Source organism: Pseudomonas sp. DC1.2, assembly GCF_034351645.1.
Taxonomy (GTDB): Bacteria; Pseudomonadota; Gammaproteobacteria; order Pseudomonadales; family Pseudomonadaceae; genus Aquipseudomonas.
In genome coordinates this window covers 4,371,088-4,389,695 of record NZ_CP133782.1, presented here as the reverse complement: position 1 = coordinate 4,389,695, position 18,608 = coordinate 4,371,088, and the positions used below count along the sequence as shown (strand labels likewise).

Genomic DNA, 18,608 nt, shown 5'->3' with positions numbered 1-18,608 from the left:
TCTCTGCGCTTGCAAGGGCTAGAGCAGGGACTGTGCCAAGTGCAGATGGCCCAGTAATGGCGGGGTAGCGCGGCTCTGTTGTAATATGAAGCTACAATTTTTGTAGCTTGCTACAAACAACATGAGTGCTTGCGCGCCAGAGTCATCTCAGGATTGATGCGCGCATACCTAGATAAGGAAGTGCCTCATGAAGAGGATCTGTTACGCATGTGTCGCCGCACTGACGGGCTTCTCCGCCAGCGTCATGGCCGCCGGCATTACCGGTGAAGCGGGCATGGGCCTGAGTTATCAGCCCCACGATCCGACCGGCAGCCGCTATGAAACCCGGCCCGTGCCTTACCTCGACCTGGACTGGGGCGATGTCAGTCTCAGCACCGATGATGGGCTGACTTGGCGCGCCTTCAAGGCCAACGGTTTCAGTGCCGGTCCGTTCCTGAACTACCTGGCGGGCCGCACCTCCAACGGTGATCTGCAAGGCCTGAAAAACGTGCCAGACATGGGCGTTGTCGGCGGCTTTGTGCAGTACGCGCCGGCTGATTTCTGGCGAGTGTTTGCGACGGTTGGCGAGGCGGTCGGAGGGCAGCGCGGTGTGGTGGGCCGGGTGGGCGGCGAAATAGGTTATCCACTGGGTGGTGGCGTGATCGGCAGCAGCAACCTGACGGCGCACATTGTCGACGCCGAGCAAAACCAGGCCTTTTATGGCGTCGGTGGCCACGAGTCCCGGGTCTCGGGCTTTAGCCGGTACAAGGCCAGTGGCGGTGTGCAGAACGTGGCTCTGACCCAGAGTTTTGAGTTTCCTCTGGCTCAACACTGGTCGCTGCTGACCAGTGCCAGCTGGATTCACCTGACGGGCTCAGCGGCGGACAGCAGCATCGTCAAGCAAGTCGGGCGCAGCGATCAAGGGGAAGTGCAGGCCGCTGTCGCTTACAAATTCGACTGATCTGAACCGCTGACTACTCCGTGAAGAGGGGGGGGAGTGCCGTCAGGCTTGCTCGCCCTCCGCCAGTAACGCAATGCCGCCGATGATCACCGCCACGCCGACCCAGTGCAGTAGGCTGATCTGCTCGCCCAGCCCCAGCCATGAACCGAGCAAGACCCCCACAAACACCAGAGAACTGAGCGGAAACGCTAGGGATAAGCTGCTACGGCGCAAAATCAGCATCCAGACAAAGAAGGCGCCAATGCCGCAGCCAACCGCAAACAATACGCCCGGATCGACCACCACGGTCTGCAACCATTGCAGGGTAAATGTCATTTGCCCCAACTGATCGCCGCCGACCTTGGTCGCGATTTGCCCGGCGCTTTCGAGAATGATCAGCAGTGCCCAGAGCACGACTGTGCCGACGCGGCCGTGGAGCCAGTCCATCGAGGTGTTCCTTTTGATGATCAATTGAGAATCAGGCATGGCCGACACACACGAGCATCACGCCCACCGTAATCACCAGGGTCGCGAGCCAGCGCCGTGGGCTGACGGTTTCACCCAGCACCACTTTGCCGGCCAGCACCACCCCGCAATAGGCCAGCGCGCCGGCGGGGAACAATAGGCTCAGAGGCGCGCGCGACAGGGCTTCGAGCCAGACGAAAAATTCGAGCGCGTAGGCGCCGATCCCGCACCACAGCAGCGGTGCATTGAACACTTGGCCCCAGAATGCGTTCAGCCGAAAACCACCCTCAAGTTCCGGTAAGCGATCGAGACCAAGCTTGAAACAGAGCTGGCCGACCACGTCCAGCACGATGGAGAACGCCACCAGCATAATCACGGTGAAGGTCATGGGCACGTTCCCTCGGTCAGGGACGGTGCGCTGGGGAAAATATTCAACTTCAGGTTTACCCTTGGCAGATCCTCCCAGACACCGGGAGGGCGTTGCGGATAAATGCAAGGGCCGGGCCAGTAGACGTGTAGTCGTTGGCAGGTCGAGCTTTGTGGTGTGAGGATTTATCGCCGTTGGATCGCGAAGCAGCCTCAAGAAAACCTATCACCAAGCTTGTCAGGACTAATGAGCGTGAGGTTTACCACTGCTGCGCCCTCACGGGCATAGATGCCCTCGCCACAAAGGCCCGTTCGCAGAGGAGGGGCGGGCCAGTCATCGTGTCAGCGTCCCTCGGCTTCAGGTGTGGAAGCGAAGCCACACGCTCACCAACACCGTTGCCGCGATCAACCACGCCACCGCCGCGACAGCGAGGGAGGCTTCCAGCCGCATCCGGTCGACCATCACATACAAGGTCGCCAGGTAGATGAAGTAAGGAATGATCGACCACATGCCGAAAACGATGGTGGTCTTGAGATCCTCCAGCGACCGGCCTTTGCCGACGATGTAATGCGCAATCAGGGCGAAGGTCGGAAACAGCGGTATCAAGCCTGCGATGTAATAGTTTTTGGTCTTGGCCAGCGCTGCGAGGATCAGTACCACTGCCGCGCCCAACGCTGCTTTGAGAATCAGGTCCATTAATGGCTCAGCCCGTATTTTTTCACTTTGTCGAATAGCGTGGTCTTGGCCATCCCCAGTTCCAGGCTCGCCTGAGTCAGGTTGCCGCCACTGCGTTGTAACGCATCGTTGAGCAGGTTGCGTTCGAACGCTTCCACCGCTTCGGCGAACGCCAACCCCTGGTTGCTGGCGCTGGCACCGGACTTTTTGAAGGCTGGCAGACCGAGTGCAAAACGCTCGGCGACGTTGCGTAGTTCTCGCACGTTGCCTGGCCAGTCGTGGCTCATCAGGTTCGACAAAGTCTGGTTATCCAACTCCGGCACCGCACGGTCGAAGCGCAGGGATGATTGTTGGAGGAAGTGCTCGAACAGTTGCAGGATGTCCTCGCGGCGCTCGCGCAACGGCGGAAGTTCCAGGGTGACCACGTTAAGGCGGTAATACAGGTCGCTGCGGAACTCGCCTTTTTTACTCGATTCATCGAGGTCGGACTTGGTTGCAGCGATCACCCGGCAATCCACGGCCACGCTCTGGTTTGAACCCAGACGCTCGAGGGTGCGTTCCTGCAACACTCGCAGCAGTTTGATCTGCAGGGGTAGGGGCATGCTTTCCACTTCGTCGAGGAACAACGTGCCGCCGTCGGCGTGCTCGATTTTGCCGATCCGCCGCTTGCCCGCGCCCGTAAACGCATTGGCTTCGTGGCCGAAGATTTCGCTTTCGAAGAGATTTTCCGGCAAACCACCGCAGTTCAGCGCCACGAACTGCTTGGTGTGACGGCGACTGAAGTCATGCAGGCAGCGCGCGACCAACTCCTTACCGGTGCCGGTTTCACCTTCGATCAGCACGTTGGCTGAAGTATCAGCGACGTTGGCGATCAGTTCCCGCAGGCTTTGCATGGCTGGCGAGCGGCCGATGATCCGGCCTTCCAGGGAATCGCGTTCCGCCAATTGCCGCCGCAGCGATGAGACTTCTCGTGCCAGGCTGCGTTGCTCCAGCGCGCGCCGTGCCACGTCCACCAACCGCTCCGGGGAAAAGGGTTTCTCCATGAAGTCATAGGCACCTTTCTGCATCGCGCCCACCGCCATTGAGATGTCGCCATGGCCGGTGATCAGCACCACCGGCAGGCTACGGTCCCGAGCCTTGAGGCGTGTCAGCAGTTCCAGGCCATCGATGCCGGGCAAGCGGATGTCGCTGATGACAATACCGGCAAAATTATCGCCGACCCTTTCCAGGGCTTCTTCGGCGCTGCCCACGCCGACACAGGGAATGTCTTCAAGGGTCAGCGCCTGCTGGCAGCCCAGCAGGACATGGGGGTCGTCTTCGACAATCAGCACGCTAAGGTCGTTGTTCATATTGGCTCGGCTCGGCGGGAGTGGGGCTTACCAACGGTAAACTGAGGACGAAGGTGGTTCCACCGCTCGCCGGGTGTTCGACACCCAGGTGCCCACCGGTGGCAGCGGCCAGGCTGGCGGAGAGGGTCAGGCCGAGACCCAGTCCCTGTGAGCCGGGCTTGGTGGTGAAAAACGGTTCAAACAGATGCTTGCGCGCTTCGGCATCGATGCCGTGGCCGTTGTCGCGAACGCGAAGGCGATATTTACCGTCGAACGCCTCGCCTTCGAGCCATAGCTCGGGCTGCGGCTGAGCCTGCATGGCGTCGAGCGCGTTGCCGATCAGGTTGACCAGAATCTGCTCCAGACGCGTCTGGTCAATCTGTACTTGGACGTCGGCGAAGTTGCACTGTAATTGCAGATGAGCACTGTCTACACGCCCGCCCAGCAGTTGCAACGCGGCGTCCACTGCTTTGCCAAGGCTGGCCTGACCCTTATCGTCACCGCGCCTGGCGAAGGAGCGCAGGCTGGCGGTAATCCGGCCCATGCGGTCGATCAACTCATTAATGGTTTGCAGGTTGGTGCTGGCCACGTCCAACTGACCGCGCTCAAGGAAGCGTACCGTGTTACCGGACAAGGTCCGCAGCGCTGCGAGCGGTTGATTCAGTTCGTGGGCGATGCTGGTAGACATTTGGCCGATGGCCGCCAGTTTGCCGGCCTGGACTAGTTCATCCTGAGCCCGGCGCAAGGTCTCTTCGGCCTGACGTCGTTCGCGGATTTGACCCTTGAGCTGTTCATTACTGGCGCGCAGGTCGGTGGTGCGTTCGGTAATCCGCCGCTCGAGTTGATTGTTGGCCTCCTGCAAGGCTTCCCGGGCGGCGAGCCGGGTAGCGATCACCTTGCGTCGCTCATTCCAGGCAATCAGCAAAAATGCCACCAGCGCGAATGCTACCGCCACCAGGATTCCCTGATTGATCGCCTCACGCCTCAAATCTTGCAGCGGCGTGAGCAATGTGAAGTTCCACGGTGTATCGCTCAGCGCCCGTGTTTGGGCCAGGTAGGTGGTGTCCTGTTCGCCGGACGCCACTTCGCTGTTGGCCGGGAAGGTCAGTTTTTCCACGCCTTCGGCCAGGGTTTCGCGGGCCAGCGGTTGCAGTTCATTCAGCGGAAACCAGTAGTACTGAAGACTACGGGCCAGTTTTTCTTTGGTCTCGTCACTCAGCGGTATCACCGACTTGAGTCGCCGCGCCGGATCGCTCGACAGAATGATGATGCCATTCTCATCGCTGACGAAAGCTTCCAGTCGTGCGCGTTGCCAGCGCTCTTCCATGGCTTCGAGGCGGACCTTGACCACGGCCACGCCGATGATTTTGCCGTGTTCTTCCAGGCCGTGGGCCAGGTAATAACCCGGTTCGCCATTGGTGCTGCCGATGCCGTAAAAGCGCCCCGGCTGTCCGCGTATAGCACTCTGGAAATACGCACGGAAGGACAGGTCTTCACCGAGGTAACTGTCGACATCACGCCAGTTGCTGGTGGCCAGTACCCGGCCCGTGGTGTCCATCACATAGATAGCCCGACTGCGGCTGCGCCGGTTCAGGCCTTCGAGGTAATCGTTGACCGTTTGCCGGAGTTCCGGCGACGGGTTGTCCAGCAGCTTCGACACGCTGGATTCGAGCTCCAGCAGGCTGGGCAGGTAGGTGTACTTGCTGATCTCACTCTCTACCGCGCGCGCGTGCAGTTCAAGCTGGCGCTGCCCCGTTTCGCTCAGGCTGCGAATTCCATAGTGCTCGCTGACCCAGAAGCCGACGTAGCCCAGCCCGATCATCAAGGCGATGACCAGCGGTGGCAGGAACAGATGGCGAATCAGACGGGGTTTCACGGCGAGTGATGGCGGCGCGGCGCGATAGAGAGTGGGGTCACATTTCATCACAGATGCCTTGGGTCAACCACAACACTTGATTACGAGTCACCGCCGTTTCCCCTGTGGGAGCAAGCTCGCTCCCACAGGGGATTGGTGTGGCAGCGAGCAAGTCGGTGCTTAGTGTTGCAGGATTTTCTCGAGGAAATGTTGCGCACGCTCTGAGCGGGCACTGATGTCACCGAAAAATTCCTCTTTTGGACAGTCTTCGATGATCTTGCCCGCGTCCATGAAGATCACGCGGTCTGCCACTTTACGCGCGAAGCCCATCTCGTGGGTTACGCACATCATGGTCATGCCTTCCTGGGCCAGTTGCACCATGACGTCGAGCACTTCATTGACCATTTCCGGGTCCAGCGCCGAGGTCGGCTCGTCGAACAGCATGACGATGGGGTCCATGGCCAACGCTCGGGCAATCGCCACGCGCTGTTGCTGCCCACCGGAGAGTTGGCCCGGGTGCTTGTGAGCATGGGCCGACAAACCGACGCGCTCCAGCAGTTGCAGACCTTTTTTGGTCGCCTCTTCCTTGCTCCGTCCCAGCACCTTGATCTGCGCGATGGTCAGGTTTTCGGTGATGGTCAGGTGCGGGAAGAGTTCGAAATGCTGGAACACCATGCCAACGCGCGAGCGCAGTTTTGGCAGGTTGGTCTTCGGGTTGGCGATGGAGGTGCCATCGACCACGATGTCGCCTTTCTGGAACGGTTCCAGGGCGTTCACGCATTTGATCAAGGTGGATTTGCCCGAGCCCGATGGCCCGCACACCACAATCACTTCGCCTTTTTTGACCTCGGTACTGCAATCAGTCAGGACCTGGAAGTCGCCATACCACTTGTTGATGTTCTTGATAGAGATCATACGGCAAACCTTTTTTGCAGACGCTTGACCAGCAGCGAGGCGGCAAAGCTGATTGTGAAGTACACGAGACCTGCGAAGATCAGGAACTCATTGGAGCGGCCGATGATGTCACCACTGGCCCGCGAAGCATTGAGGAAGTCCACCAAGCCGACGGTGTAGACCAGCGAGGTGTCCTGAAACAGGATGATGCTTTGTTGCAGCAGTAGCGGGGTCATCTTGCGAAAGGCTTGCGGCAGGATGATCAAGCGCATCATTTGGCCGTAGCTCATGCCCAGCGCCTGGGCGGCGCCCATCTGCCCCTTGGGGATCGACTGCACGCCGGCCCGGACGATTTCGCAGAAATACGCCGCTTCAAACATCATGAACGCGACGATGCACGAGGCAAACGCGCCGATGGGGGTGTCTTCGCCGGTGATCCAGCGCAATACGAACGGCACCGCCAGATAGAACCAGGTAATCACCAACAGCAGCGGGATGGAACGGAAATAGTTAACGTAAGCGCCGGCAAGCCTGGACAGTAGCTTGCTTGACGACAAGCGCATCAACGCCAGGATCGTGCCGAGAATCAGCCCGCCAACGACGCCTAGCACCATCAGTTGCAGGGTCATGACCATGCCGTTCCACAGGCCGGGCAGGGACGGAATAATGCCGCTGAAATCGAATTCCATCATTTACCCCCTACGGAGATCAGGCCGGGTACGGCGACTTTCTTCTCGACCAGGCGCATCAGTAACATCAGGCTCATGTTTAGGGTGAAGTAGATCAGGGTGGCAAGGGTGAAGGCTTCGAACAGGTTCGCGGAAAACTCGGCGGTCTGTTTGGTCTGTGCAAGCAGCTCCATCAGACCGATCAGCGAGGCTACGGAGGAGTTCTTGAAGACGTTCAGGAATTCGGAGGTAAGCGGCGGAATGATGATGCGATAAGCCTGGGGCAGCAGCACATTCCAGTAGATCTGCGGCAACTTGAAGCCCATGGCGCGTGCAGCGGATTCCTGGCCTCGGGGGAGCGCCTGAATACCGGTGCGCACTTGTTCGCAAACGCGAGCAGCGGTGAACAGGCCCAGGCACACGACAACGCTCAGGTAGGCCGAGGTGGTTGGGTTCAGGTCTTGCTTGTACCAGTCCTGCAGGTTTTGCGGCAGCAGATCGGGCACCAGGAAGTACCAGATGAACAGCTGAACCAGCAGTGGCACGTTACGGAATAGTTCGACGTAGCAGGTCGCGATGCCCGATACGACGCGGTTCGGCACGGTGCGCATGACACCCAGGATTGAGCCCAGCAGCAAGGCAACAATCCAGGCCACGACGGCGATGGCAATGGTCCAGCCCAAGCCGGAGATGAACCAGTCGAGATAGGTCTCGCTGCCCACGCCGGTGGACTTGAAGAACACGCCCCAGTCCCAGTTGTAATTCATTAGGGTCTCCCCTCGGATCGATCAATGTACAAGTGCCCGCCTGGGGAAACTCCGTTCCCATCCGACCTTGACGGTCAGGCACACGCGATCGGCTCGACAACAACCCGTTCGAGTGTTTCCAAAAATTCCAGCAGGGAATGACAACTTCCTGAAGGGCAGGTATTCGCCCCTCAGGAAGTCAGTGAGTCAGAAATCAGGATTTCTTTTCGTCAGCCGCTTTGTCGGTCGGGTTGGCGATCAGGGCCTTGAGCTCTTCGCTCATCGGGAACATCAGGTTCAGGCCTTTTGGCGGGATTGGCTGCATGAACCATTTTTCGAAGATCTTGTTGATCTCGCCGGATTTGTAGGTAGCGACGATGGCGTCGTCCACCGCTTTCTTGAACGGCTCGTCGCCTTTGCGGACCATGCAGCCGTAGATTTCGTAGGACTGTGGAGTACCGGTCACGGCCCAGTCGGTCGGCTTCTTGGCCTTGGCCATTTCACCCGCCAGCAAGGCGTCGTCCATCATGAAGGCAACAGCTCGGCCCGATTCCAGCATCTGGAAGGACTCGCCGTGGTCTTTGGCGGAGATGACGTTCATGCCCATTTGTTTGTCGGCGTTCATCGACTTGAGGATGCGCTCCGACGTGGTGCCGGCGGTGGTCACGACGTTCTTGCCTTTGAGGTCTGCGAAGTCTTTGTAGGTGGAGTCTTTCTTCGACAGCAATTTAGTGCCGATTTCGAAGATACCAACCGAGAAGTCAACTTGCTGCTGACGTTCTACGTTGTTGGTCGTGGAGCCGCATTCGACGTCCACGGTGCCGTTCTGCACCAGTGGAATACGGGTTTGCGAGGTCACCAGGTTGTACTTGACCTGGAGGTTGGGCATGTCGAGATCTTTTTTGATGGCTTCGACGATTTTCAACTGGATATCGTGGGAGTAGCCGACTGGTTTGCCGGAAGCGTCCGCAATGTAGGAAAACGGGATGGACGCGTCACGATGGCCGAGGGTGATAAAACCGTTGTCTTTGATTTTCTTCAAAGTGCCGGTGAGTTCGGCGGCGAAAACTGGCGTGCTAATCAGAGCAGCAGCAACGGCTGCGCCCAGGATGTGGGGAACGATGCGCATCAAATTTTCCTCGACATTGTTTTTTTTATGGAGCCAGTTTGTCGGCCCTTTTGTGCTTCGAATGCCTGGCGGCTCCTGAGATGTGGGCACGACAGTACATTCGTCCCAGAGTGTAGAGCATGAGTCATGCCAGACTGGGAGGTTAGAAGCAACCTATTGATTTATAAGTAAAATAAATATTTTTAGTCGTGCTTTTTTACTCCGGTTATCCGGGAATCCGAATCGAATGACGGTGCGTGTTCGGAAAACCGAATGCGCCATCTGAGGGATCTCGCTGTTACAGCCGGTATGTGGCGCGCGCCAAGACGCAAAAAGCCCCTGAATCGTTAGATTCAGGGGCTTTGGTTTAACCAGACTCGATATCAGGCCGCTTCGATCTTGCTGCGGTTCTGTTCGACCTTGTTCAGGTAATCCGCCAATTTCTGCTGCTCAGCCTCGGTGGTGAATAACCCGAGCTTGCTACGGCGCCACAGGATGTCGTGTGCTGTGGTTGCCCACTCTTCGCCACACAGGTAGTCGACTTCACGGGTGTAGAGACCGCCGCCGATGTGTTCGCCGAGGTCATTGAGGCTCTGTACGCCTTCCAGCATGCGCCAGGTGCGGCTGCCGTAACTGGTGGACCAGCGGCGAGCGATCTCGGTGGGCACCCAGTCGAACTTGTCGCGGATCAACGAAGCCAGCGCTTGTGGCGTGGTCATGTCTTCGCCGCCTGGAAGGGTCGCGTTAGCGGTCCAGCTTGGCTTGATGTGCGTGAAGTACGGTGCCAGTTGCGCCAGCGCCGACTCGGCCAATTTGCGGTAGGTGGTCAGCTTGCCGCCGAACACCGACAGCAGCGGGGCTTCTTCGCCACTGCCAGAGAGTGCCAGGGTGTAGTCGCGGGTCACAGCGGACGGGTTGTCGGACTCGTCGTTGCACAGAGGGCGAACCCCGGAATAGCTATGCACGATATCGTCGCGCAACACTTGCTTCTTAAAGTGGGCGTTGACGACGTTAAGCATGTAGTCAGTTTCGCCTTCGGTGATTGCCACTTTGGCCGGATCACCGGTGTACTCGCGGTCGGTCGTGCCGATCAGGGTGAAGTGGTTCAGGTACGGAATCGTGAACACAATGCGCTGATCTTCATTTTGCAGAATGTGCGCGTGCTCGCCTTCGTACAGTTTTGGCACGATGAGGTGGCTGCCCTGGATCAGGCGAATGCCGTAAGGCGAATCCATCTTCAGGTCATCACGAATAAACTTGGCGACCCACGGCCCTGCCGCGTTGACCAACCCCTTGGCGCGAATGGAAAACAGACTGCCATCGGCACGCTGGAGCTGCAGCTCCCACAAGCCTTTACTGCGACGGGCGCTGACGCAACGCGTCTGGGTGTGAATGTGCGCACCCTTTTCGCGGGCAGCCATAGCGTTCAACACCACCAGGCGTGCGTCATCGACCCAGCAATCGGAATATTCGAAGCCCTTGGTGATTTCGCTTTTCAGGACGCTGTCGGGACCGAACTTCAGGCTTTTCGAGCCTTCCAGTTGTTCGCGCTTGCCCAGATTGTCATAGAGGAACAGGCCCGCCCGAATCATCCATGCTGGACGCAAGTGCGGCCGGTGAGGCAGTACGAAGCGCATCTGCTTGACGATGTGTGGCGCCTTGGCCAGCAGCACTTCGCGCTCGGCCAACGCTTCGCGTACCAAGCGAAACTCATAATGTTCGAGGTAGCGCAGACCGCCGTGGATCAGCTTACTGCTGGCCGAAGAGGTGTGGCTGGCCAGGTCGTCTTTTTCGCAAAGGAACACTGAAAGACCGCGACCGGCGGCATCCGCTGCGATCCCTACGCCATTGATCCCACCGCCGATGACGGCGATATCGTAGACCTCGGCGAGAGGGGGCGTAGGCAAGGTAGAAGTGAGCATCGGCTGGCCTCGATCTTTTATGATTTTCGGTATTTGAATTCGAACATTAATGTTCATTTACGAAAATAATAACCCATAAAGACGCGTGCAGCCAGTCAGCTTCGATTGAAATTACTGATCGAAGGGCCACAAAAGGAAAATTTACGAACATTTTAAAACGCAGTAGAGCGCAAAAAGGAGAGAGGACATCGATCGACTTCGCGAGCAGGCTCACTCCCCCAAAGGGGACGCTGAACGTGGGGCGAGCGCCTGTTCGCGAAGGCGTCGGTACTGTCCGCGAAGAGGCGAGGGATTAAACGACTTCGAGCCGAATCTTGTGCTGGCTTAGCAGCTGCGCGAGTGCTGGCACCGGTTGCTGGTCGGTGACCAGGCAGTCGATCAGGCTAATGGGGCCCAGACGAATCATGGCATTACGCCCAAATTTGCTGGAGTCAGCCGCCAGGATTACTTTTCTGGCGTTGGCGATGATCGCCTGGGAGACCCGCACTTCTTGGTAATCGAAGTCCAGCAGGCTGCCGTCTTCATCGATGCCGCTGATGCCGACCAGGGCGAAATCGACTTTGAACTGGTTAATGAAATCAACACTTGCCTGGCCTACCACGCCGCCGTCACGACGAACGTTGCCGCCCGTCAGCAGAACATCGAAGTCGTCCTTGGCGCTGAGCATTGACGCTACGTGCAGGTTGTTGGTGATGATTTTCAGATGGTTGTGGTTGAGCAGCGCCCGCGCGATGGATTCGGTAGTCGTGCCGATGTTGATGAACAGCGAGGCGTGGTCTGGGATCTGTGCGGCGATGGCTTCACCAATGCGCTGTTTTTCATCGCGCATTTGATCGGCACGCATCGCGTAGGCGGTGTTTTCAACGCTTGAATCGTAGGCTGCGCCGCCGTGATAGCGGCGCAACAAATTGGATTCCGCCAATTGATTGATATCGCGGCGGATGGTTTGCGGTGTCACGACGAACAGCTGAGCCATTTCCTCGATGCTGACATAGCCGCGTTCGCGGACCAGTTCGAGGATTTGCTGCTGACGGGGAGGCAGATTCATGGGGCTTCCTTTGGGCTGCCGTACAAAATTTGCCCATGATGCCGCACGAATCTGCTCCCTACCAGTTAGAACCGGATGTGAGTCCGGTTCTTGGCTTATTCAGCCCCTTCGTGCGGTTCCCAATCGCGGGTGCGGCTGACGGCTTTTTTCCAGCCAGCGTAAAGTTTTTCTTTCGAGGTTTCGTCCAGCGCCGGTTCGAATTCACGCTCGATCACTGCTTTGCCACGCAGTTCGTCCAGGCTGCTCCAGAAGCCGCAGGCCAAGCCGGCCAGGTAAGCCGCGCCGAGTGCCGTGGTTTCGCGCATTTGCGGACGCTCCACCTGTGTGCCGAGGATGTCGGCCTGGAATTGCATCAGGAAGTTGTTGGCCACCGCCCCGCCATCAACACGCAAAGCTTTGAGGCGTTCGCCGGAGTCCTGTTGCATGGCATCGAGTACGTCGCGGGTCTGGTAGGCGATCGATTCGAGCGCTGCACGAATGATGTGATCGACGCGCACGCCTCGGGTCAAACCGAACAGGGCGCCACGGGCATACGGGTCCCAATACGGCGCGCCCAGACCGGTGAAGGCTGGCACCAGGTACACGCCGTTGCTGTCCTTGACCTTGCTGGCGAAGTATTCGGTGTCGGTGGCATCGGCGATGATCTTCAGTTCGTCACGCAGCCACTGGACAGTCGAGCCACCATTGAATACCGCGCCTTCGAGGGCGTAGGCCACTTCGCCACGTGGGCCGCAAGCGATAGTGGTCAGCATGCCGTGCTTGGATTTCACGGCTTTATCGCCGGTGTTCATCAGCAGGAAGCAACCGGTGCCGTAGGTATTTTTTGCCTGGCCGGGCTCGACGCACATTTGGCCGAATAGCGCTGCCTGCTGGTCACCGGCAATACCGCCGATGGCGATGCCGCTTTTGGTGTGGCCGTAGATCTCGGAGGACGATTTTACTTCCGGCAGCATTTCGCGCGGGATATCCAGCACGTCCAGCATCTTCGCGTCCCACTCCAGCGTGTGGATGTTGAAGAGCATGGTGCGCGAGGCGTTGGTGTAGTCGGTGACGTGGACCTTGCCGCCGGTAAATTTCCAGATCAACCAGCTGTCGATGGTGCCGAACAGAAGCTCACCGCTGCGGGCGCGCTCGCGGCTGCCTTCGACGTGGTCGAGAATCCACTTGAGTTTGGTGCCGGAGAAGTACGGGTCTGTCACCAGGCCTGTGGTGTCACTGATGTACTGCTCGTGGCCGTCGCGTTTGAGCTGCTGGCAGATCTCTGTGCTGCGGCGGCACTGCCAGACAATCGCGTTGTAGATCGGGCGTCCGGTGGTCTTGTCCCAGACGACAGTGGTTTCACGTTGGTTGGTGATGCCGATGGCGGCGACTTGGTCATGATGCAGGCCGGCTTGAGCCAGCGCTTCTACCATCACAGCGCTCTGGGTCGCGAAGATTTCCATCGGGTCATGTTCGACCCAGCCGGCTTGCGGGTAGTGCTGAGCGAATTCGCGCTGGGCGGTGCAGACCACGTTTGCATCGCGGTCGAAAATGATCGCGCGGGAGCTGGTCGTACCCTGGTCTAGGGCAATGATGTAGTTCTTATTCTGAATGTCGGTCATGTCGATTGCCTTGAACGAAATAAGGAAGTGAGGTCAGGCGCGCGCTCAAATAGGCAGGGTCACGCACCCGTGCTTTCAAGAAACTTTTGGTTTGCCGTCAATGGCCGCTGTAACGTCCTGTGCAGCAGGTTCGGTGCCTGGCAAATGACGGGCAATCAGCCCGCGATAAGCGATAGCACCGAGGCAGGCACCGACAATCGGCGCGAAAATCGGAATCAGGAAGTACGGAATGTCACGCCCACCGGTGAAGGAAATTTGACCCCAACCGGTGAAGAACGTCATCAGTTTAGGACCGAAGTCGCGCGCCGGGTTCATCGCGAAACCGGTCAGTGGGCCCATGGAACTGCCGATCACCGCAATCAACAGGCCGATCAGCAGGGGCGCCAGCGGCCCTTTTGGCAGGCCGTTGTTGTCGTCGGTCAGGGACATGATCACGCCCATCAGAATGGCGGTGATGATCACTTCAACCAGGAACGCCTGGGCGGTGGACAACGCAGGGTTGGGGAACGTCGAGAATACCGACGCCAGCTCAAGGCTTGCCTGCGTGCCACGAACCATATGGTGAGTTTGTTCGAAATCGAAGAACAAGTTGCTGTAAAGCGTGTAGACCAACAGCGCGCCACAGAAGGCGCCAGCCACTTGCGAGAAAATATAGAACGGCAGTTTGCGTTTTTCGAAGTCGGCGAAAAGGCTCAGAGCGATGCTGACGGCAGGATTGAGATGAGCCCCGGAAACTCCGGCAGTCAGGTAGATCGCCATGCTGACGCCTACCCCCCAGATGATGCTGATTTCCCACAAGCCGAAGCTTGCGCCCGCTACCTTGAGCGCAGCAACACAACCCGTGCCGAAGAAAATTAGCAATGCAGTACCCAGAAACTCGGCCATGCATTGGCTCGAGAGCGTTGGTTGTTTCATAGCAGTTGTCATTGAAAACCTCGTTTTTTGTTGTTGTCTGGCGCTTTGTCGTCGAGGGCAAAGCGTGATTTTCACCAAGGCAGAATCCCCATCCTGTTCTTGGCTTACTGCCGGGTGCTGCAATATTACATTCGTACAGTATTCAGATTCGAAAAAATATAGACAAGAAACACTGCTGTCAAAGGTCGAAAGTGAACCATTGGTCATAAATTATCTATTGACCCGGTGAATGTTCGCGCGATGAACTCTGCCGGCTGGGTTCGGACAACACAAAAAAGCGGCCTCGGCCTTCGAAAAAAGGCCGTTATAGAGCCTTTTCTCGGCCGATGACCTAGAATCCTGCGCAATGTTGTTCTTCCGCTGCCCAGCTTGGAGCTGCCATGACCCCCGCATTGGATTTGTTGAAAAAAGTTCGTGCCGAACATCACGTGCATAGTTACGAACATGATCCGAAGGCAGCTTCCTACGGATTGGAGGCAGCGGAAAAGCTGGGATTGAATCCGGCGCAGGTATTCAAGACGCTGTTGGTGGCCAGTGAGAAGGGGGAATTGCTGGTCGCGGTGGTGCCGGTCGTCGGAACTCTCGACTTGAAGGCTCTTGCGCATGCGGCAGGGGTCAAAAAAGTCGAAATGGCGGATCCCGCCGCTGCCCAGCGATCCACCGGGTATCTGCTGGGCGGGATTAGCCCGCTGGGGCAAAAGAAGCGTTTGCGTACATTTATCCATACGTCGGCCCACGCCTTCGCCCGGATTTTTGTCAGCGCCGGTCGCCGCGGCCTGGAAGTCGAACTGGCACCCTCGGTGCTGGCTGAACACACCCAGGCGACGTTCGCCGACATCGGTCGGGCCTGAGGCTTATTAACCGCTTCTGTATGGTTGAAATTTGGCTGCTCTGTCACTGGTGCGCGTTTGTCGACAGCTTCAAGCTCGGTGACCTGACATTAGGGAGAAGGTTATGCAGCTTGAGTTCTATCAGGTCGATGCGTTCAGTGAGCGGCCGTTCAGTGGCAATCCGGCGATGGTCTATCGTCTTGATGCCTGGCTTGCCGATGAGTTGATGCAAAAGATCGCCGCCGAACACAACCTTTCCGAAACGGCCTTTGTGGTGCGCGAAGGAATGGGTTGGCACATTCGCTGGTTTACGCCCGTGACCGAAGTTGCGTTGTGCGGTCACGCGACTCTGGCCAGTGCTTACGTGTTGTTTGACCTCTATAAAGAGCCGGTCGAGCGCCTGGATTTCATCAGCAAATCCGGCCCGCTGAGTGTTAGTCGAGAGGGTGAGCGGTTGTGGCTGGACTTCCCGACGCTGATGCCGACGGCGGTCGCTGACACCCAGAACATCGAGCGAGTCCTGGGTGTTAAAGCAGTTGAGGTGCTGGGCGCCCATAAGCTGTTTGTGGTGCTGGAGTCCGAGCAAGCTGTACTCGATTGCCAACCGGATATGGTTGCATTGGCGAAACTGCCTTGGCCTGGGGCGATCGTCACTGCCAAAGGTACGTCGCATGACTTCGTCTCCCGCTATTTTGCGCCGGCGGTTGGCCTCAACGAAGACCCCGTGACCGGGTCGGCCCATTGCAGCCTCATTCCGTATTGGTCCAAGCGACTGGGCAAGTCGAGCTTGACCGCTTATCAGCGTTCTGCGCGGGGAGGGGAGTTGTTCTGCCGTCTGGAAGGGGATCGAGTAAAAATTGGTGGGAAGGCGACGCTTGTTGCGAGCGGAACGTTGATGCTTGGTTAACTCAAGCCTAAAGGGGCGCGAGCCTACTCGCTCCCCCTTTAATCTGCGTTAGTGAGTGGTGCTGTAACGCCGAACGCCGGATTCGGCGAGCGCAATATGCGCCGCGAAGCTGCCGGACGCTTGAAACAACACCAGATGTTCGGCGGCCACACGAATACCGACTTGTGCGCCGACCTGATGGTCGGCATGGCTTGGGAAAATTGACTCAAGCTGCGCGCCGGTCGGCAATTGCAAGCGGTATAAGGTCGAGGCACCGAGGAACGTCTTGCCGACGATTCTCGCCAACAGGGCGCTGTCCGGTGCGTAAACGATATCGTCCGGACGCAACAACACATCCACGGCGCCGCCAATCGGCCAGGTATAAGCACGATTACCGCGTAGTTCACCTAATTCGGTCTGCACCGATTCCGGGCTGCTCAACTGGCCGCGAATGAAGTAACCCTGGCCGATAAAACTGGCGACAAAGGGGGTCTGCGGCTCGTGATACAGGTTGTAGGGCGTGTCCCACTGCTCCAGCCGTCCTTCCTTGAAAACACCAACGTGGTCGCTGACGGCGAAGGCTTCTTCCTGATCGTGAGTGACCAGAATGGCACTGATGCCACGGGCCTTGAGAATGTCGCGCACTTCGTGGCTGAGCTTGCGCCGCAGCTCCCCATCAAGGTTGGAGAACGGCTCATCGAGCAGTAGCAGTTGCGGTTCCGGCGCCAAGGCGCGGGCCAAAGCAACGCGCTGCTGCTGGCCGCCGGACAGTTCATGGGGAAAACGTTTGCCGAGGTTTTTCAGGTTGACCAGTTCCAGAAGCTCTTCGGTAACTCGATCCTTTTGCGGGTGCCTACGGATCCCGAAGGCGATGTTCTCGGCCACGCTCAAATGTGGAAACAGCGCGTAATCCTGAAACACCATGCCGATGCGGCGTTTCTCAGGCGCCAGGGTGAAGCCAGCGCTGGAGATTGTCTCGCCCGCTAGTTGGATTTCACCTTCATGCACCGGTTCGAAACCGGCGATGGCTCGCAGGGTGGTGGTCTTGCCGCAGCCTGAAGAGCCCAACAGGCAACCGATGTCGCCAGCATTCAAGTGCAGGTTCAGGTTCTGCACGACCCGCTGGTCTTGATAGCCGCACGCGAGGTTACGCAGGCTAAGCAGTAATGGCTGGGTCATGCGTGGTGATAGGCCGGCGTCACGAGAAACTCAAGCAGAGCCTTCTGCGCGTGCAGACGGTTCTCAGCCTGGTCCCAGGCGACCGAACGGGGGTCGTCCAGCAAGTCGACACTGATTTCTTCGCCGCGGTGAGCCGGTAGGCAGTGCATGAACAACACGTCGGGGGCGGCCAGGTCGAGCAGCGCGCGGTTGACCTGAAACGGTGCGAAAAGCTTCAGGCGCTTGGTGGTTTCTTCTTCCTGGCCCATGGAGGTCCAAACGTCGGTGCTCACCAGATGGGCGCCGCGCACGGCATCCTGAGGATCGCGGACGATGATTACGCGATCGCCGGCCTTGGCCACGAATTCCGGGTTTGGCTCGTAACCTTCAGGGCAGGCGATGCGCAACTGGAAGTCGAACTGAATCGCAGCCTCTATATAGCTGTTGCACATGTTGTTGCCGTCGCCGATCCAGGCCACGGTCTTGCCCTGAATGGAACCGCGATGCTCAAGGAAGGTTTGCATATCGGCCAGTAATTGGCACGGGTGCAGGTCGTCAGAGAGACCGTTGATAACCGGTACGCGAGAGTTGGCGGCGAATTCGGTCAGCGTGCTGTGGGCAAAGGTACGAATCATCACCGCATCGAGCATGCTCGACATGACGATGGCGCAGTCGCCGATAGGCTCGCCACGGCCCAGTTGAGTGTCACGGGGCGACAGGAAAATTGCTTGGCCTCCGAGTTGGATCATGCCGGCTTCGAACGAGATACGGGTGCGCGTCGAAGACTTCTCGAAAATCATCCCCAGGACGCGGTTTTTCAGAGGCTCGAACAGTACGCCGCGGTTACGCAGGTCCTTGAGCTCAACGCCTCGACGGATCACGCTGACCAGCTCTTCGGGCGTGCAATCCATCAGGGAGAGAAAGTGCCTTGCGCTCATCATTGACTACCTTTTTGCAACAGACCGCAGATACTCAAAGCCTTGTTTAACTGAAAAACGGGCGAGACCTGCGGCGTAAGCCGCACGGGGCGACGAAATAGGGGAAGGCGCGATCTTATAATTAAATGTCGCGTCTTACCAATAGGCTACGGTGTTTAGGGGATTCGGACGGGCTACGGAGTAACCGCAGTAGCGCTTTTTATGCCTGTTTCCTGACTGCCGCCCGTCATTTGTACACTGGGCTCACGCGGCTTTGCAATTAAGCCGGCCGGGGTTGGCACAGTG

18 protein-coding genes are annotated in these 18,608 nt (G+C 58.1%); 3 read left to right on the top strand and 15 right to left on the bottom strand.

The genetic code is table 11. The annotated features are described in order from the left end of the window. The first annotated feature begins 187 nt into the window (after window positions 1-187). On the top strand, window positions 188-940 hold the full coding sequence (locus RHM68_RS19805; protein ID WP_322218166.1) for a MipA/OmpV family protein: 753 nt from the start codon (window positions 188-190) through the stop codon (window positions 938-940). A gap of 42 nt (window positions 941-982) precedes the next feature. On the opposite strand, the gene RHM68_RS19800 is transcribed toward RHM68_RS19805, so the two are convergent. The 13 genes from RHM68_RS19800 to RHM68_RS19740 form a co-directional block, all read right to left on the bottom strand. Next, the gene (locus RHM68_RS19800) at window positions 983-1,366 is read right to left on the bottom strand and encodes an EamA family transporter (protein WP_322218164.1); all 384 of its coding nucleotides are present in this window, start codon (window positions 1,364-1,366) and stop codon (window positions 983-985) included. A 31-nt stretch (window positions 1,367-1,397) separates the two neighbouring features. Continuing rightward, on the bottom strand, window positions 1,398-1,772 hold the full coding sequence (locus RHM68_RS19795) for a transporter (protein WP_322218161.1): 375 nt from the start codon (window positions 1,770-1,772) through the stop codon (window positions 1,398-1,400). A gap of 336 nt (window positions 1,773-2,108) precedes the next feature. Beyond that, window positions 2,109-2,438, bottom strand: coding sequence for a GlpM family protein (locus tag RHM68_RS19790; RefSeq protein ID WP_322223870.1), 330 nt, complete (start codon window positions 2,436-2,438; stop codon window positions 2,109-2,111). Window positions 2,439-2,446: 8 nt separating this feature from the next. After that, on the bottom strand, window positions 2,447-3,775 hold the full coding sequence (locus tag RHM68_RS19785) for a sigma-54 dependent transcriptional regulator (RefSeq protein WP_322218157.1): 1,329 nt from the start codon (window positions 3,773-3,775) through the stop codon (window positions 2,447-2,449). After that, on the bottom strand, window positions 3,759-5,678 hold the full coding sequence (locus tag RHM68_RS19780; RefSeq protein WP_322218155.1) for a sensor histidine kinase: 1,920 nt from the start codon (window positions 5,676-5,678) through the stop codon (window positions 3,759-3,761). The genes RHM68_RS19785 and RHM68_RS19780 overlap by 17 nt, the downstream gene beginning before the upstream one ends. A gap of 111 nt (window positions 5,679-5,789) precedes the next feature. Then, on the bottom strand, window positions 5,790-6,524 hold the full coding sequence (locus tag RHM68_RS19775; RefSeq protein ID WP_322218151.1) for an amino acid ABC transporter ATP-binding protein: 735 nt from the start codon (window positions 6,522-6,524) through the stop codon (window positions 5,790-5,792). Next, window positions 6,521-7,192: an amino acid ABC transporter permease gene (locus tag RHM68_RS19770; RefSeq protein WP_322218148.1), complete on the bottom strand. Its 672-nt coding sequence runs from the start codon at window positions 7,190-7,192 to the stop codon at window positions 6,521-6,523. Before RHM68_RS19770 ends, RHM68_RS19775 begins: the two co-directional genes overlap by 4 nt. Continuing rightward, on the bottom strand, window positions 7,192-7,938 hold the full coding sequence (locus RHM68_RS19765) for an amino acid ABC transporter permease (protein WP_322218145.1): 747 nt from the start codon (window positions 7,936-7,938) through the stop codon (window positions 7,192-7,194). The genes RHM68_RS19770 and RHM68_RS19765 overlap by 1 nt, the downstream gene beginning before the upstream one ends. Window positions 7,939-8,131: 193 nt before the next feature. After that, the gene (locus RHM68_RS19760; RefSeq protein WP_322218142.1) at window positions 8,132-9,046 is read right to left on the bottom strand and encodes a glutamate/aspartate ABC transporter substrate-binding protein; all 915 of its coding nucleotides are present in this window, start codon (window positions 9,044-9,046) and stop codon (window positions 8,132-8,134) included. 362 nt (window positions 9,047-9,408) lie between these two features. Beyond that, entirely contained in the window at window positions 9,409-10,947 is a 1,539-nt protein-coding gene (gene glpD / locus RHM68_RS19755; RefSeq protein ID WP_322218139.1) for a glycerol-3-phosphate dehydrogenase, read from the bottom strand. A 292-nt stretch (window positions 10,948-11,239) separates the two neighbouring features. Continuing rightward, complete coding sequence (locus RHM68_RS19750) at window positions 11,240-11,995, bottom strand: DeoR/GlpR family transcriptional regulator (protein WP_322218136.1); 756 nt, start codon at window positions 11,993-11,995, stop codon at window positions 11,240-11,242. A gap of 95 nt (window positions 11,996-12,090) precedes the next feature. Beyond that, entirely contained in the window at window positions 12,091-13,596 is a 1,506-nt protein-coding gene (gene glpK / locus RHM68_RS19745) for a glycerol kinase GlpK (protein ID WP_322218133.1), read from the bottom strand. 75 nt (window positions 13,597-13,671) lie between these two features. Further along, a complete protein-coding gene (locus tag RHM68_RS19740; protein ID WP_322218130.1) occupies window positions 13,672-14,523 on the bottom strand; it encodes an MIP/aquaporin family protein in 852 nt (283 codons plus the stop codon). Between the two features lie 368 nt (window positions 14,524-14,891). On the opposite strand from RHM68_RS19740, the gene ybaK reads away from it, so the two are divergent. Next, window positions 14,892-15,362 (top strand): Cys-tRNA(Pro) deacylase, encoded by a 471-nt coding sequence (ybaK, locus tag RHM68_RS19735; RefSeq protein WP_322218127.1) that lies wholly within the window; start codon window positions 14,892-14,894, stop codon window positions 15,360-15,362. Window positions 15,363-15,465: 103 nt separating this feature from the next. After that, window positions 15,466-16,248: a PhzF family phenazine biosynthesis protein gene (locus tag RHM68_RS19730; RefSeq protein ID WP_322218126.1), complete on the top strand. Its 783-nt coding sequence runs from the start codon at window positions 15,466-15,468 to the stop codon at window positions 16,246-16,248. A 48-nt stretch (window positions 16,249-16,296) separates the two neighbouring features. On the opposite strand, the gene RHM68_RS19725 is transcribed toward RHM68_RS19730, so the two are convergent. Next, window positions 16,297-17,406: an ABC transporter ATP-binding protein gene (locus RHM68_RS19725; protein WP_322218123.1), complete on the bottom strand. Its 1,110-nt coding sequence runs from the start codon at window positions 17,404-17,406 to the stop codon at window positions 16,297-16,299. Continuing rightward, the gene (gene argF / locus RHM68_RS19720; RefSeq protein WP_322218120.1) at window positions 17,403-18,323 is read right to left on the bottom strand and encodes an ornithine carbamoyltransferase; all 921 of its coding nucleotides are present in this window, start codon (window positions 18,321-18,323) and stop codon (window positions 17,403-17,405) included. Before argF ends, RHM68_RS19725 begins: the two co-directional genes overlap by 4 nt. Window positions 18,324-18,608: the final 285 nt, after the last annotated feature.